At 35.8% G+C, this 16,364-nt stretch carries 13 protein-coding genes; 3 read left to right on the top strand and 10 right to left on the bottom strand.

The window, feature by feature from the left end; translation table 11 throughout:
- Positions 1-6 precede the first annotated feature (6 nt).
- Both NMG63_RS04045 and NMG63_RS04040 read left to right on the top strand, forming a co-directional pair.
- Complete coding sequence (locus NMG63_RS04045; protein WP_254006375.1) at positions 7-711, top strand: helix-turn-helix domain-containing protein; 705 nt, start codon at positions 7-9, stop codon at positions 709-711.
- Positions 651-1,670 (top strand): IS3 family transposase, encoded by a 1,020-nt coding sequence (locus tag NMG63_RS04040; RefSeq protein WP_367399273.1) that lies wholly within the window; start codon positions 651-653, stop codon positions 1,668-1,670. Before NMG63_RS04045 ends, NMG63_RS04040 begins: the two co-directional genes overlap by 61 nt.
- Positions 1,671-1,789: 119 nt before the next feature.
- On the opposite strand, the gene NMG63_RS04035 is transcribed toward NMG63_RS04040, so the two are convergent.
- The 8 genes from NMG63_RS04035 to NMG63_RS09190 form a co-directional block, all read right to left on the bottom strand.
- Positions 1,790-3,070: a hypothetical protein gene (locus tag NMG63_RS04035; RefSeq protein WP_254006414.1), complete on the bottom strand. Its 1,281-nt coding sequence runs from the start codon at positions 3,068-3,070 to the stop codon at positions 1,790-1,792.
- Between the two features lie 177 nt (positions 3,071-3,247).
- Positions 3,248-4,291, bottom strand: a complete 1,044-nt coding sequence (locus NMG63_RS04030; RefSeq protein ID WP_254006413.1) for an Ltp family lipoprotein — start codon at positions 4,289-4,291, stop codon at positions 3,248-3,250.
- 91 nt (positions 4,292-4,382) lie between these two features.
- Positions 4,383-5,378 (bottom strand): D-2-hydroxyacid dehydrogenase, encoded by a 996-nt coding sequence (locus NMG63_RS04025; RefSeq protein WP_254006412.1) that lies wholly within the window; start codon positions 5,376-5,378, stop codon positions 4,383-4,385.
- A 21-nt stretch (positions 5,379-5,399) separates the two neighbouring features.
- The gene (locus NMG63_RS04020; protein ID WP_003773416.1) at positions 5,400-6,446 is read right to left on the bottom strand and encodes a PTS sugar transporter subunit IIC; all 1,047 of its coding nucleotides are present in this window, start codon (positions 6,444-6,446) and stop codon (positions 5,400-5,402) included.
- Positions 6,447-6,778: 332 nt separating this feature from the next.
- Complete coding sequence (locus tag NMG63_RS04015; protein ID WP_254006411.1) at positions 6,779-7,738, bottom strand: RQC domain-containing protein; 960 nt, start codon at positions 7,736-7,738, stop codon at positions 6,779-6,781.
- A 15-nt stretch (positions 7,739-7,753) separates the two neighbouring features.
- On the bottom strand, positions 7,754-8,581 hold the full coding sequence (locus tag NMG63_RS04010; RefSeq protein ID WP_254006410.1) for a RecQ family ATP-dependent DNA helicase: 828 nt from the start codon (positions 8,579-8,581) through the stop codon (positions 7,754-7,756).
- Between the two features lie 12 nt (positions 8,582-8,593).
- Complete coding sequence (locus NMG63_RS04005; RefSeq protein ID WP_013852890.1) at positions 8,594-9,577, bottom strand: tRNA dihydrouridine synthase; 984 nt, start codon at positions 9,575-9,577, stop codon at positions 8,594-8,596.
- Positions 9,578-9,794: 217 nt separating this feature from the next.
- Complete coding sequence (locus tag NMG63_RS09190) at positions 9,795-11,651, bottom strand: N-acetylmuramoyl-L-alanine amidase family protein (RefSeq protein WP_301332388.1); 1,857 nt, start codon at positions 11,649-11,651, stop codon at positions 9,795-9,797.
- Positions 11,652-12,049: 398 nt separating this feature from the next.
- On the opposite strand from NMG63_RS09190, the gene NMG63_RS03990 reads away from it, so the two are divergent.
- The gene (locus NMG63_RS03990; RefSeq protein WP_254006409.1) at positions 12,050-13,834 is read left to right on the top strand and encodes a beta-N-acetylhexosaminidase; all 1,785 of its coding nucleotides are present in this window, start codon (positions 12,050-12,052) and stop codon (positions 13,832-13,834) included.
- A 784-nt stretch (positions 13,835-14,618) separates the two neighbouring features.
- On the opposite strand, the gene NMG63_RS03985 is transcribed toward NMG63_RS03990, so the two are convergent.
- The gene (locus tag NMG63_RS03985; RefSeq protein ID WP_013852887.1) at positions 14,619-14,990 is read right to left on the bottom strand and encodes a hypothetical protein; all 372 of its coding nucleotides are present in this window, start codon (positions 14,988-14,990) and stop codon (positions 14,619-14,621) included.
- Positions 14,950-16,338: a Y-family DNA polymerase gene (locus tag NMG63_RS03980; RefSeq protein ID WP_013852886.1), complete on the bottom strand. Its 1,389-nt coding sequence runs from the start codon at positions 16,336-16,338 to the stop codon at positions 14,950-14,952. The genes NMG63_RS03985 and NMG63_RS03980 overlap by 41 nt, the downstream gene beginning before the upstream one ends.
- Between the last annotated feature and the right edge of the window lie 26 nt (positions 16,339-16,364).

Genomic DNA, 16,364 nt, shown 5'->3' with positions numbered 1-16,364 from the left:
TTTTCTATGGGGAGAAAGAATAAATATCCAGCCGAAATAAAAGAACAAGCAATTAATGAATATTTGAATGGCATAAAAGGTGCACCAGAAATAGCTGAAGAATTATCTATTGATTCTAGTACATTACGTAGTTGGGTGAAAAAGTATCAAACTTATGGTATTGAAGTTTTTTCAGATAAAGATCGAAACAAAAGTTATTCGAAAGAGCTCAAGGAATCCGCAATTAGGGATTATCTTGAAGGCGCAGGTTCTCTTAAAGATATTAGTATTAAATATGGTATAAGTTCCCATGAGGTTTTGCGCGGATGGATAAAAAAGTATAATAGACTTGAAACTATAAAGGATTACGATCCTAAAGGAGAAGTCTATATGACAAAAGGTAGAAAAACAACAATTGAGGAGCGTCAGGAAATTGTCGCATATTGTATTGAACATGACTACGATTATAAGGGGACTGCTGAGCGCTATGAACTTTCTTATGCTCAGGTTTATCAGTGGGTGAAAAAGTATAACGAATTGGGAGATGATGGTCTTCTTGATAAACGTGGCAAGCGAAAACAAGAAGATCAACTTAGTAATGAAGAACGTTTAGAACGTAAAGTAAAACTACTTGAAAGACAACTCGAACTGAAAGAACGCGAGAACATTCTATTAAAAAAAGTGAAGGAAATCGAAAGGGGGCGATATTCTCCAAAGCAAAACAAGAAGTAAAGTATCTCGCAGTGCAGGAACTACATCATAAACATGGCTGGAGTATTCAGTGGATGTGTAAGGTACTTAAAATCGCAAGAAGTAGTTATTATAAATGGACGCATCGTGTTGAAACAAGCAATGAAATTGAAAATCATGAGCTTTGCAATCTCATTCTTGATTATGATGAACTATTTGGACATATCTTAGGCTATCGACGCATGACGGATTGGATCAATGAGTTGAATAGCGTTCAATATAACTCGAAGAGGATTCATAGACTCATGAAGATGCTAGGGGTGAAATCAGTGATTCGTCAAAAGTCTAAAAAATATTCACGAAGCACTCCTGAAATCACAGCTGAAAATATTTTAAATCGAAATTTCTTTGCCGCAAAACCGAATGAAAAATGGCTGACAGACGTCACAGAATTTAAGATTAAAGGTTCAAGTAAGAAACTATATCTCAGTGCGATTATTGATCTTTATGATTTAAGTGTTGTGGCGTATCAAATAAGTGATCGGAACAATAATCAACTTGTGTTTGATACTTATCATAAAGCTATCGCGAGATATCCAGAGGCAAAACCTTTATTTCACAGTGACCGCGGATTCCAATACACAAGTAGGGCATTTAGGAAACAGCTAGAAGATCAAGGAGTGATGCAAAGTATGTCTAGAGTGGGACATTGTATTGATAATGGTCCTATGGAAGGATTTTGGGGAACAATCAAATCAGAAATGTACTACCCTAATGAATTCAGTACAAGAAGCGAATTGAAGAAAGCAATTGAAGTGTATATTGATTTTTATAACAACAAGAGACTTCAGAAACGCTTCAAAAACAAAACACCAATGATGGTTCGAACTGAAGCGCTAGGAACAGAGACACCTGTAGTCTACGCGATTCCAACTAACAAGAAGATTGAAGCTTACTGGTCAAACATTAGAGAAAAACAAATGCAGTCACTTGTAGCATAAAAAAGATGATTCATCATAAAGTGATAAATCATCTTGGATATTTTATTTATTTCACCTGTCTACTTGACAGGGAGCAGTTCAAAATGGGTGTCTTTTGCTCTAATATAAAAATAACATAACTAACTACGTTTCAAGTAATACCCTAAAGTAATAAAAACACAGCCTAAAATAATGGATTGATTGCCAATACCGGTTGCCGGTAAGATGTTCGCATCAAATTCTAACTGCTCTGCTTCCTTTCCTGAATTTGCATTGAAACCTTTATCCTCATGATTTTCAAGATTAACATGATCAAAACTAATAATAAAACCATCATGCACTGCATCATTCAGAGATGAAACATCTTTAAACGTGTACGTGACGCGATCTCCGTTTCCATTTTTAATATTCATATCAAAACTAAATATATCATCTACAATTTTCAAATATTCCAAATGATCCGGTGTTGCGCGACTTGCCATTGTGTAAAAATCTCGCAATGCATCAATCTGTTCGGTACTCAATAAGTCTTTATATTCTTCTTTAATAATTAATTGTTCTCTTTCCTCAGATTGTGCTTCATCATAGAGAAAACTTTCAAATTCTGAGATTGTTATTGGGTAACCAGAATGAATCAACACATTTTTTTCTTGTTTTTGTGTATTCGCCTTAATTCCATTGATGTAAGTATCAATCGACTCTATATAAACATCATCCGATGTAAACAATCGAATATAAGCTCGATAATAATCACTCCCAAAATAGCCATGTCCCGCATAACGAATAAGAAGATACTCTCCTTCTTTTAAGTCAAAATCGGGATAGGGATTATTCGTGTTTTCCTCTAAAGGCAGTTCAATTCGTTTTGTCTTAAATAATTCTTGAGCTGATTTAAACTCATAGATACCTTTTCTTCCATCTCGTGTACTGAATTTCATACGATATTGAAGATTTTTTTCAAAATAAAGATTCAATTCATCCAGAGCCTTCGTCACATCTTGTCGAAGGATGCTGCACTCATCCGTGTCCTCTGTAGGCGATTCAACGACCTCACATGTGTCATCAAAAGTTTGCTTTGATTGATCGTATGATGCTTTTAAGGTCTTGTATTCTTCTAGCTGACTATCATTTAGAAGCGGCATAATATCTGTTTCAGTGATAAGAGAAACGGATGTTGAATCATCATCACCGTAAGCGATAGGCAGTGATACCGTATGATCATTAACTTCCAGTTCAAATTCAGAAAGCATGAGCGTATCATTTGCATCAGTCTGTAAATTGACAACCCATTCTCCCTCTCCCTCACTGCCGCCACCTGCCATAAGCTCTACAAGCGATGTTGATGAAGCTCGTACTGTTTGTGCAGGCATCAATCCAAAAATAAATAAAGTAAGTAGGATAACTCTAAACCTTTTTTTCATATATACCTCCTTGTATCCTACCTAAAGCCTATCATTCCTAAACATCCTTTGGGGACACTTCATCAATTATTCATTTACGACTTAAAACCAACATTAATTCTCTAATGAGAAAGATTAAAAATAACCAAATGGTACGTACAACTTCATAAAAAAAAGGTGCAAATGCACCTTTAAATATTAATATCCTACTTTTTCAACGCCATACAGCGCTTCTTCATTACTGAACCCTTCAAATTCAAGTTGTTCGATTAAACCATCACGCGAAAAACTCGTGTAGTCAAGATAATCCTGTGCTTTTTGAGCAGCTTGTAAATTCCAATTTGTATTTGTACTGTCAGCGGCACGCGTTGAATCGTCTTCACTAAATCCTTCAAACTCAAGTTGTTCGATCAGACCCGTACGTGAAAATGCACTATAGTTTAAATATTCTCTTGCCTTTCGATTCGCATTAATTTGAGACATCGAAAGCGCTGGTTTCTCAGATTTTTTAGCTTGTGCTGCTTTCTCTTTTTTTTCTTGCTCTTTCTTATCAGCCTCTTCTTGATCTTTTTTGATTTTTTCTTCCTCAACCTTTTTAGCCTCATCATTGAGCTCTTTTTGATGCGCTGTATATTCAAGATCATCACTAAATTCAGTATATCGGAATCCCAGTTGTGTCATTGCAGTCGTAGCATACTTCTTTGAAAATACATTATAAAACTGAATATGATCGGAGACTGCATCACCATAGAAAATGGTACTATCATCAATTAAATCCGAACGATAATATACATCTTCAAGTTTAAAATCTTGATATCGATCACTGGATGTATTAATAACTTCTTTAAGATTCACTGAAGGCATTAAATCTTTTGAAAGCTCACTGAGTGATTCCCCAATAAACCGACCGATTTCAGTGGCATCTTCTGTTTCTCTAATATCGTAATCTACCGTAAAATAGACTTCAGTCACATATTCATCAACCAAGCGAGCCATAATATTTACATCATGTTTAAGGTTTAGCGTATAAATATTTTCTCCGTAAATCTGAAATGATTCTTTGGATGATTTCATGCGTTCTTTTAGATTCTGTACAACATGTTGTTCCAATTCTGGAAGTGTTATACCCAAATTTTCATGATCAACTGTTATAGCTTTAAGTGGCACGGTTTTTGTTTGGCCACACCCAACAAGCATTAATAAAATCAAAAACACAATTCCAAATTTATTCGACTGTTTCATAATTAGTTTTCTTTCCCCTTTGTACTTTTTCTGAAACATAAATTAAAAGACACCATAAAGTGTCTTTTAATTTATGAATTCTATTTTATATCTAGTTAACGCGGTTTGCAGTTGTGCCTGTTTCTAGAATTTCAAGTACAGACGTCAAGGCAAATTCCATAATATTACGTACAGATACATCAGTATAGTGTGCAATATGTGGTGTGAATAAGATTTTCTCGTGATTCAAGACTTCTAAGAATAGTTCATCTTCGATTGTTTGATTTGAGAAGTTTTTTGGAATAAAAGGACTTTCGTTTTCATATGTATCCAATGCAGCACCAGCAAGATGTCCTTGATTAAGCGCTTCAATCAATGCTTTTGTATCTACAACTGATCCACGTGCAGCATTAATGAAGTATGCATTTGGTTTAAATTTACGGAACATTTCCGCATTAAATTGATGATGGTTATCTTTTGTTGCGGGAACATGAAGACTTACAACATCTGACATTGAAACCAGTTCTTCTACAGAATCAACATAGGTAACATATTGCTTTGCTTCTTCATTTTGATATACATCAAATGCAAGCACTTTAGCACCGAAAGCACTGAATAATTCCGCAGACTTACGACCAATATGACCTGTACCAACTACCCCTACAGTCATCTCTTTTAAAAGACCTGCACGAATTTGTGGTTGCCAACGGAAATCATGTTGACGTGTTTTTTCTTCAATCACGCGGAGTTTACGAATTAAACTTAATGCAGATGTAACACTGAATTCAGCAATTGACTCTGGTGAGTAACTTGGTACGTTTGTAATGATTAATCCATTTTCCGTAGCTAAATCAAGATCATAGTAATCAAACCCAGCACTACGTTGTGCAATTTGTTTAATACCGTAACCCTTTAAGATTGAATACATTTCTGGCTCTAATTTTGTATTTTGACTAGTAGATAATCCATCAAAACCTTCAACCATATGGATGTTGTCCATTGATAATTGACCTTCAGCCATTGTAACTTCGACATTATTACGTTTAGCCCAATCAAGTGTCAGTTCGCGCTCTTCTTCACGAACATTAAATACGATAAATTTATACATAGTTTATGCTCCTTCTGTTAGTTATTTTCCTGAATTAAATGTAAAGATTTCATTTTTATAGAGATCCATTTTTGTAAAGATTGTATGTGTAACCATTGCAATCCCTAATGGAACAACTAAGTATTGAACAAGTAAGATAATAATTCGCACAACAGGTGTTGCAGTCATAAAGCTATAAGCATTAATTGGACCTGCAAGGCCTGTAATTCCAAAACCAGCTGATGCTGTTGTACCTTGAATTTGGAAAATGTAAGCAACAACGCCTGTTACTGCCGCATTAATTGCGATAGGTAAAGACATAATTGGATTTTTTAAGTAATTAGGCATCAACATTTTCGGACCTGCAAAGAATAATGCAAATGTTGTACCTTTGTTATTAACTTTAGATGAACCGTAAGCAAGTGTAAATACAGTAGCTGCAATCCCAACGTTTGCTGCTCCTGAACCAAGACCTGCAAGAGAAATTGCATATGCAATCGCAACAGTTGATAACGGTGTAACGATGATTAACGCAAAACATACAGCAATCAGAATCATCATTAAGAGCGGTTGTAACGTTGTAAAGTTCGCAATTAATGATCCTAATAAACCTGTGATCTTACCAACATAAGGTAATGTTAATAAACCGATAAATCCAGGAATAACACCTCCAATGATTGGTGTAATAACGATTGCTAGGTTCGGAATACGGTTGTTATACCAACGAATGATTAAGATTGCGACTGCAACAGTAAGCATTGTATTGATTAAATCCCCTGTACCTTTTAATACCCATGCACCTTCAACAAGACGTGCAGCACCACTACCAATAAATGCAGCTCCAATAACAGAAGCCATTTGAAGGCCATTTAATTTAAACTCAAGAGATGAGAACATCCCTACTAATACAGGTACTGTAAACTGAATTGCGAATACAATCCCCGCTAATGTTGCAAATACTGCAAAGTGGCTTCCTAAAGCCTTAAAAATTTCTCCAAATATTGCATTTGGAATCAAACCAACAACGATTCCCATCGCTGCTCCTTGTAAAATCTTATTCATAAAATCTTTGGAATTCATTTTCTCCATAATTTCCCCTTCTAAGTTGTGAATCAACTAACAACTAGTGTAAAGTGATATTATCATGCACTAAAATGACTGTCAATTGGCTCTCCACACATTCTTAATATTATATATTTTAATCAAAATTCGTCATTTTCAAGCAGATTGACGTAAAACCCACTCTTTAGTTAATCAAATGATTATATTTTTGATGATATGGTTAGATTCTTAAGATTTTAGAGCTTCACATCATGCACAGCTTGTGAATTATTTCGTTTATTGTACAACTTTTATCGTTAAATCGTTAACTTTAAAATTGCAGTGGTTATAAAAAAAAACTCGTAATTGGAATACGAGTTTTAAATATATTCATGAATGCATTCTAAGAATTGGGCACCATAAAGTTCAAGTTTTTTCTTCCCAACTCCTTTTACAGCTAAGAATTGTTCTGGATTTCGAGGCATTAAGCTACACATATCAATTAAAGAGACATCTGAAAAAATAATAAAGGGTGGTACACCTCGTTTATCCGCCAACTCTTTGCGAATTGACTTAAGTGCTTGAAGAAGATCTGTATCTACTTCGTGAACAGTTGTTCGTGTTTCTGGCTTCTGCTTCTCTTTAGGTAGACGAATGCTTAAATCACTTCGATTGATAAGAAATGACTTCCCTTTTTCAGTAATTTTTAAAATATTGTATTGATCGGTAAGACGCTCAATATAATCAACATCAATTAAACCCTGAATAATAATCTCAATGCGTGACTTATCGTATGAATTCATGATTCCATATGTACTGAGCTCATGAAAATCTAAATCTAAGATGCGTTGTGTTTTTGCGCCTCTTAAGACATCGATTACCAGACCTGTTCCATAACGTTCATGCATCCTTAAGATACACGACATGATTTTCTGTGCTTCCATGGTTACATTGACACTTTTGTAATGGTTTAAACAATTAAAGCACTGATTACATTGAGTTGGTGCTTTCTCATCAAAATAAGTCATTAATTTATACCGAAGGCATTGAGTTGTCTTACTGTAATCGACCATTTGAGATAAGCGATCATTGGCACGTTTTTTTACAACTGCAAGGTAATTTTGATCATCATGACTTTCATCAAGTTGTTCAATAAAAAATTGATTCGTACGAATATCTTTACCATTAAAAAGCAAGATACACGTTGCCGCTTGGCCATCGCGACCAGCTCGACCTGCTTCTTGATAATACCCTTCCAATTCTTTAGGCATATTATGATGGATAACAAATCGAACATTGGACTTATCTATGCCCATCCCAAAGGCATTCGTTGCGACCATAACTTGGATATTCTCTTAGATAAATGCGTCTTGATTTGCAATACGTTCCGATGCATTCATACCACCATGATATCCTGCCGAAGCGATGTGATGGCTTCGAAGTAGGTTTGTAATGGTCTCAACTTCATTACGAGTTTGACAATATATAATCCCTGAATCCTTTGTATTGAGACAATAATCTAAAATATAGTCTTTTTTATCGATATCTTTCAATTCGTTTGTTTGGAAAAACAAGTTGGGTCGATCAAACGATTGAATCGTTTCGAGTGGATTAATAAGTTTAAGATTTGTTTTAATTTCTTCGCGTACTCGTTCGGTTGCGGTAGCGGTAAAGGCCGTTACAACAGGACGTGGATGAACCATCTCTATAAATTTGGGTATGTCTAAGTATTGGGGTCTAAAATCATTACCCCACTGTGAAACACAATGCGCTTCATCAACCGAAACTTGAGAAATTGTGATCCCTTGAATCAACGTTTGAAATCGTTGCGTCAACAATTGTTCAGGAGCGACGTAAATTAATTTATAGTGGTTTTGAAGAGCACGCTCATAAACAAGTCTTTTCTGATTTTCATTTAATGAGCTATTGATGTATGCCGATGGAATCCCCATCAAGTTTAAGGCATTCACTTGATCTTTCATAAGTGAAATTAAGGGTGATACAACAATAGTAATCCCCTCCAACATTACTGCCGGAACTTGATAACATAAAGACTTACCACCACCAGTTGGCATTAACGCTAATACATCCTGACCGTTTAAAATTGTATTCACGATTTCTTCTTGACCACTACGAAATGCGTCAAATCCAAAATAATCTTGTAGCACTTGAAATGTATTCATGATGCCTCCTTATTATATTGTAAGTAAGAGATCAAGGTGTTCCTTCTCAAATGCATCCAAAATTGTACGCGCATCATCAGTAGTTTTTGTATCCATAAGTGCTGTACGCAAATCATTAGCTCCTTTAAATTCTCGAATATAAATCTTGAAGAAGCGATGTAGTGGTTTTGATAAGCCGGGTTCTTGTGCAGAATAGAAATCATATTGATCTAAATGATAGCGGAAAAGGTCAAGGAGTTCCTTTGCACTATGCTCTTGCGGTTCTTTTTCAAATGCGAATGGATTATGAAAAATACCACGACCGATCATGACACCATCAACACCATAAAGATCTGCAAGTTCTTTCCCCATTTTATAATCCATAATATCACCATTAATTGTGATTAAGGTATCCGGAGCAATTTCATCACGAAGTTTTAAGATTTCAGGTATTAACTCCCAATGTGCATCAACCTTACTCATTTCCGTCTTCGTTCTAAGATGTATCGATAGATTTGAAATATCTTGACGTAGCACATGAGCAATCCATGATTTATATTCTTGAACATCACGATGTCCTAAACGCGTTTTAACACTCACAGGAAGACCACCTGCTTTAGCCGATTCTATAATTTCAGCGGCAACTTCGGGACGTAAAATTAGACCCGAGCCACGACCATGTTTAAAAACGTTCGGTGCAGGACACCCCATATTGATATCAATACCTTGAAACCCCATCTCAGCCAAGCCAATACTCATATCACGAAAATAGTCAGGATTATCACCCCAAATATGAGCAACAATCGGTTGCTCATCCTCTGTGAAGAGCAATCTTCCACGAAGACTCTCTCGTCCTTTCGCATGGAAATAACTCTCGCTATTTGTAAATTCTGTGAAATATACATCGGGTTGAGCTGCTTTCGCAACAACATGGCGAAATACAACATCCGTTACATCTTCCATCGGTGCTAGTATAAAAAAGGGCTTTGGTAGTGCCTTCCAAAAATTTTGTGTCATGATTCTTCCTCGCTTAATATCTTACTCTTTTTAATAGAGCCTTTGTGACTTATTGTCCCATTTTTCGTCTTTTTTTTCAATACATATAAAGTGTATAGGTATATCATTGTGTTAAAATCATACTCAGCTTCTCTAATTTATCTGTATTACATTTTCATGATAAATTTGTCAATCAACAAAGAAAAACACTCCAAAACGAAGTGTTTTTCTTTGTTGATTATAACCAGACCCCACTCTGATTAAATCGGTACCATTTCCCCTGTATTTTGTGCCGTCCTGTTATCATAGCGCCTGAATCATTAAAGTAATACCATTGCTGGTTAACTTTCTTCCATCCCGTGGCCATCATTCCTGACGGTTCAAGAAAATACCACGTATTATTAATTTTTTTCCAGCCTGTAGCCATCGCTCCTGAATTTTCAAGATAGTACCACTTATGATTCACTTTTTTCCAGCCTGTTGCCATAACACCTGAGTTTTCAAGGTAGTACCAATTATTGTTTATCTTTTTCCATCCCGATGCCATAGCACCCGATTCCCCAAGGTAATACCACTTATTCGATACTTTTTTCCAACCTGTTGCCATAACACCACTGTTATCTAAGTAATACCACTGATTCTTAATCTTTTTCCAACCCATAACGACTAAACCGTCTTGTTCGGTAAAGTACCACTTTTTATTGACCTTATGCCAACCTAATTTCGTTCCATCTTCTACAGTTGCATAATAAAGTTTTTGATTTACATTGAAAAATCCAGTTAGTGGAAATCCGTCTTGATTGAAGTAGTAATTCTTCTGATCGATTTTTTTCCATGTGTTTTTAATCAAAACTTTTGGTTTTTCTGGTAATACTGATTTGACAGGTGCTCCTGGTTTAACAGGTGCACCTGGTTTTGCAGGCACATCTGGTTTTATATGTACAACTGGTTTTGCAGGTTCATCCGGTTTTTTAGTTTGGTTCTTATATTCCTGGATTGCGAGTTCAATTCGTTGAAGTCGTCTATCGGATACAAAAGACACACCCGAAATATCACCTTGAGGCCATGTTTTGAATATATCTTCTGCAAGGTGTTTTTGAACGGGTGCAACATTAGGATAAAGCTTTGCTAAGCTTAACGCTTTTCGTGCTGAATACTCTAACGAAACATAGTCCATGTGTTGCATTACTTTTTGTGAAATATATGATTCAACATCTTCAACACGTTTTTGCTTTTCCAATTCTTTCAACATTGCTTCTTTTGGTATACGCATTGATTGATATTGTTTCCAAAAAGGTTTATACCCTTGATAGAATGCAGTATCGGGTAACGGTTTAAGATCGTGATCCATTGCATCAATCATGGCATATAAACGATCGATTTTGGTTTTCGCTTTCGCTTTCGCATTACCAAGGAGTGTTTCAGGAGCTTTTAAACGTGCCTTTTCATTCGCTTCTTGTGCTCGTTTGAAAACACTTTGCAGCATGTATTCATTTTTATCGTTGTATGCAGATTCCATCTCATTATCATAGTGATTTTTCTCACTTTGAGATAAAAATTTCATTTTGAAAAGTTCTTCACGAAGTTTTAAAAACACATCCGCCATTAAAGAATTCTTCTTATCAAGTGCTTGTAATTCCTCGCGATATTTCTCTAGTTCTTCAAGTGGTGCACTTTGAATTAAACTGATGTAGTTTTCTTTAACGCTACTTGGAATAAAAAAGAACTTACCACGGATTTCCTCTGTAAGCGTCTCAATCGCTTTTAAACGATTTTCTCGAACTCTACGTTCTTCAAATGGTTTTTTCAGTTCCACAATCTTGGCCGCTTGCTGTTCTACCGGAAGTTTTTTAATCTGATTAATATAGCGATTAACACGTTCTTCCGTCATCCCTTCAAATGAGTATAAGTAAGCTTTAAACATTACTAATGCTCGTTCTGGTGTCAATTCAGAGTAGTATTTCAAATCTTGTTCTGCTTGTTTTAGTTCTTGAGCATTAATAAGTGTTGTCTTACTCATTAAAACCGTAAAACTAATACAAGAACATATCATACACTTTAAAAATCGTGATATGTATTTTGATTTATGTGTCATGCCTTCCATCCCCTTTGTTCTATTTTGAAACATAATGTTGTTTTTTGATATGTTTCTGAATTAAAAATAAAATAAAATCTCGGTCATGTAAAGATATTTTTTCGTTTTGAGCTGCTTTAAGGGCTCTATTAAGATTTCTTAAGATTTGTGAGTACATTCTAACGTTAATCTATACTTTTAACGAAATGCATTGTGTTATTAATGATACCGGTATCATTTTTAATGAGAAATGCTTGACAAGGTACTTTTTCTCATGTATTTTGATAATGTAAATGAATGTTCACATGTTACTATTTAATTAGGCAGGGTGATTACAAAACGTCGTTTTTGTAATTGTCCTGTCTTTTTTATGGAAGGAGGAAAACGTTACCGTGAACATCAACCATAAGGAGGAAACAATGAAACACTTGAAGAAACAATTCGTAATCTTAGCTTTAAGTTTTGGATTAGCATTCACAGGTTTTGGTAATAAGATTTATGCGGAAGAACCCGCCGAAGTCCCTTTAAGCATTCTTTCGATTGACGCAGGTCGAAAATACTTCTCTGAAGAACAATTAATGACCATTATTGATCAAGCACACCAAAATGGCTATACTGGGGTACAAATACTTCTTGGAAATGATGGCTTACGCTTTGTTTTGGATGATATGTCCATGAATGTACAGGGGAAAACATTTGAAAGCGATGCACTTAAGAAAGCCATCACAGTTGGTAATAAGAGTTATTATGATGATCCAAATGGTGATGTTTTAACTGAAGCAGAAATGACACGCATTCTAAATCACGCGAAAGCAATCGGAATTGACATTATTCCAGTCATTAACAGCCCCGGCCACATGGACGCAATCCTTGTAGCTATGGAAGAACTTGGACTAAGCAATGTCCGTTACCAAAACAACAACAAAACTTCAGAACGTACAGTTAATATTGAAAATAAAGAAGCAATCGCTTTTGTTCAAGCATTAACTAAGAAATATGTTGACTACTTTGGAAATGCGGATGCATCCTCAATTTTCAACTTTGGTGCTGATGAATATGCAAATGATGTATTCACATCACCTGGTTGGGGTGAACTGCAAAAAAATGGACTTTATGGAGATTTTATTGCATACTCAAATACTTTAGCTCAAATCATTAAAGATGCAGGTATGAAACCCATGAGTTTTAACGATGGTATCTACTACAATAGTAAAGATCAATTCGGAACTTTTGATAAAGATATTATTATTTCATACTGGACTTCAGGTTGGTGGGGATTTAATGTCGCGAAACCAGACTACTTTGCATCAAAAGGACATCCAATTCTTAATACAAATGATGGATGGTACTGGGTATTAGGTCGAATCGATAAAGATGGTTACAACCTTAAAGATGCTCTGAAGCGAACACAATCCAACGATTTTAACGACTTAGCTGGGGGCAGTAAAATTCCATCGATTGGAAGCATGCAAGCGATTTGGGCGGATGATCCATCACAAGATCACGGTATGAATCATATTATCGAACTCATGGATGCGTTTGCTACGCGTCATGCAGATAAATTAGTGAAACCTGCAGATTATTCAGTACTCGATCACACTCTAACAACAATCCCTAAAAACCTTGATCTTTATTCTGATGAGTCGGTAATGAAGCTTCAAAACTTTGTTGCATCAATTGTACGTTCATACCGAATCCCTGAGCAGAATAAAGTTGATGCAATTAATTCACAACTCGAAGATGCGATTAACAATCTTGAACTAAAGATGGCAGATTATTCAAAACTAGAGGTCCTCAAAGAACGTGTTACGAAATTAAATGCTGATGACTACGAAAACTATGAAGTTATTACTGATGCATTAGCACTTATCGAAAATAATCGTAAAATCACACATCAAAGTGACGTGGATGAGTGGACTGAAACTCTAGAAAATGCACTTAAAGCGCTCATATTCAAAAACGATGAGCCAAATGTACCAAACCCTAAAGAAGATGACACAACAATCTTAGACACCAAAACAGAAAAAAATAAACCCACAACGATGTCTAAAACACCTACCACACAGATAACTTCAGCGACACAAACTATGAAACCAAACGAAACAACACTTCCTATTACAGGAATCCAGCATGATTTAACCAATAAAATTTTGGGTAGCCTCATGTTATTCGGTGGTGCACTTGTATTAAAAAGAAAATCCTAATTAGTTCGTTCATGAAAAAAGACACACGATATTGTGTGTTTTTTTCTTAATTTATCTATAAAAACAATTGATCACAAATTTTTTTTGATTTTTTCTATGAAAATAAATTCCAGCACCTATAAGAACGTATCCACCGAGGTTTCATGATTTACCGGTATTGTGTAAGATGTCCTTCGACTTTTTATATTTGTATTCTTGGCTTACTTTTGGTACTACAGTTTTTTTAGAAACAATCGCATATACAGGATCTTCTGGTTTTTATGGAATACTTGAATCCACTAGATCTTCTGGAACGGCTGGGACATCCGCGTCGATTGGTGTAACAAGTATTATTGGTCTTTTAGAGGGATAAAAATGCACCTCTGATTTAATACAAAAATTATTGGTAATTACAGAACCTGCGAAGTGTCCTACATGACTATAAACATCCGACATGGTTGCTATGATGTGATACCAAAACTAAAAAATATTATAGTTTTGAAGTACTTGATCAAGTTCCCAAGTGTGTGTCAGATCGTCCGCATAAATGAATGGATTACTGAATGTAATCACCATCATAATACTTAATACGATACTACTAAAAATCGCTTCATCACAGCCTCCCACTATAGAAACATCAACGTTTTAGTCTTAAAGAGTCTCGTCTCTATAGCCTAGTATCCTCTCATAAAATCACATAGTGTATAATATGTGTAAGAAATAGTTGATATAACTGTCACAATACGATTCAAACGGATATAGTGCCGTTAAGATGTACTTTTAATCATCATATATCTATATTCACTTAGGTTTCTAAAGAAATATTTCGGATAACATCCCAACTAATCACGTTATTTTCTACATAAAGATACATGTGATCTGAGTAGCCGGTAAATGAACCGGTAATGGTATCGATGAGATTATTGTTTTCATCACGTAGGTTTACTTGGATACTAATGCGACAGGATTTCGTAAAAGCATGTTGAAGCACCAAATCCATTTCCTCTTGGGTCATTTGTGGCAATTCAATATTTTTTTTCATTGCCTGAACCTGGCCTTCATTGATTGTTTTAGTAAGTTCTGATAAAGCAAAGGCAGTTCCCCATTTTAAACCGAAGGGACGATCATGGTAGTCATTATAATTTATAAATGTTTTTCTTGTCCGCTTCCGTGTCATCTTCACTACCTCGACTTTCAATACCCTCCATGCCTCCAGCATGCCCACCTACTAAGGAGCTTCTCGCAATGGCACGCCCTCCTTGTGTCAAACTGCTTGCGTATACAAGTTTCGTAAATCCAAATTTGCTGCGAACATCATCAACCACCTGATCGAGTTTTCGATCGCGATCTTTGATTTCTAGAGGTTCAAAAAGACTTAATTGATCTTGGGTAGGATTTTCCAGTTGGGTGCAATTAATACCGAGATTTCGTACAACTTGCACGTCGTAATACTGATCAAAAATTTGGAGTAGCGCTTCCGCAATTCGGGCACTGTTGTTGGTTGCTTCGATTTTCACTTGTTTACTGAATCCGGTTTTACCTGTTTCATCAATATAGCTTAGCGAATAACCAATCCATAAGCCAATGCATTTTGTGTATTTATTTTCCTTACGAAGTCGTGTCGCCACTTGGTCAGCCATTTCGCGAATCACAACAATAATCTCTTGTTTATTCGTATAATCACGGTTTAAAACTTGTGAGTTTCCAATCGATTTTGATTTTGGGATGTAGTGTTCTCCAAGAAAGGTACGATCAATGCCCCAAGCGTGTGCATACAGTTGCATGCCAATCACACCCATTTCTTTTTTGAGGTGATGATAGTTTGCGTGAGCGAGCTGTTCGATTGTATCGATTCCCATACGTTTAAGTCGAAGTGCCGTACGACTTCCGATTCCCCAAAAATCTGTAATCGTTTCAATCTTCCAAAGTTTCGATACAACATCTTCATAACGCCATTCTGCTTTCATATCACGAGTATGCTTGGCTTCGTTGTCTAAAGCCAGCTTCGCAAGTAAAGGATTGTCACCAATACCCACTGTCGTATAAATTCCAGTATCCTTGTAAACATGGATTTGAATGATTTTTGCAAGTTCATAAGCAGTTTTGCAGTTAAAATAGGATAACGAATCTGTCACATCTAGAAATGTTTCATCTACAGAATAAGTAGCAACATTTTGATCATCAACATAACATCTAAAAATTTCATTGATTTGACGATGAACGGTCATATACAGATTCATCCTAGGTGGAGCAATCACAAGATCTTCGGGATATGGAAACGGTAAATCACGTGCGCGACTTACATTGCTGATTCCATATGCTTTCTTAGCCATAGGACTTGAGGCAAGAATCAAACCACTTCCCCGTTCACGTACACTATCACTGGGGTAACTCATCACAACTAACTTTGTTTTTAATGGATTTAAACCCCGAGCAACGGCTTCGCATGATGCATAAAAACTCTTACAATCAATGCATAATATATCCCGTGAAGGTTCTTTATCATAATCAAAGACCATATTCATACAAACCACCTCCTTACTGTAAGTAT

Origin of the sequence: Erysipelothrix amsterdamensis (genome assembly GCF_940143175.1) — a bacterium.
Lineage (GTDB): Bacteria > Bacillota_I > Bacilli_A > Erysipelotrichales > Erysipelotrichaceae > Erysipelothrix > Erysipelothrix amsterdamensis.
The sequence above is the reverse complement of the archived record's forward strand: the minus strand, read 5'-3'. Positions and strand labels throughout refer to the sequence as shown.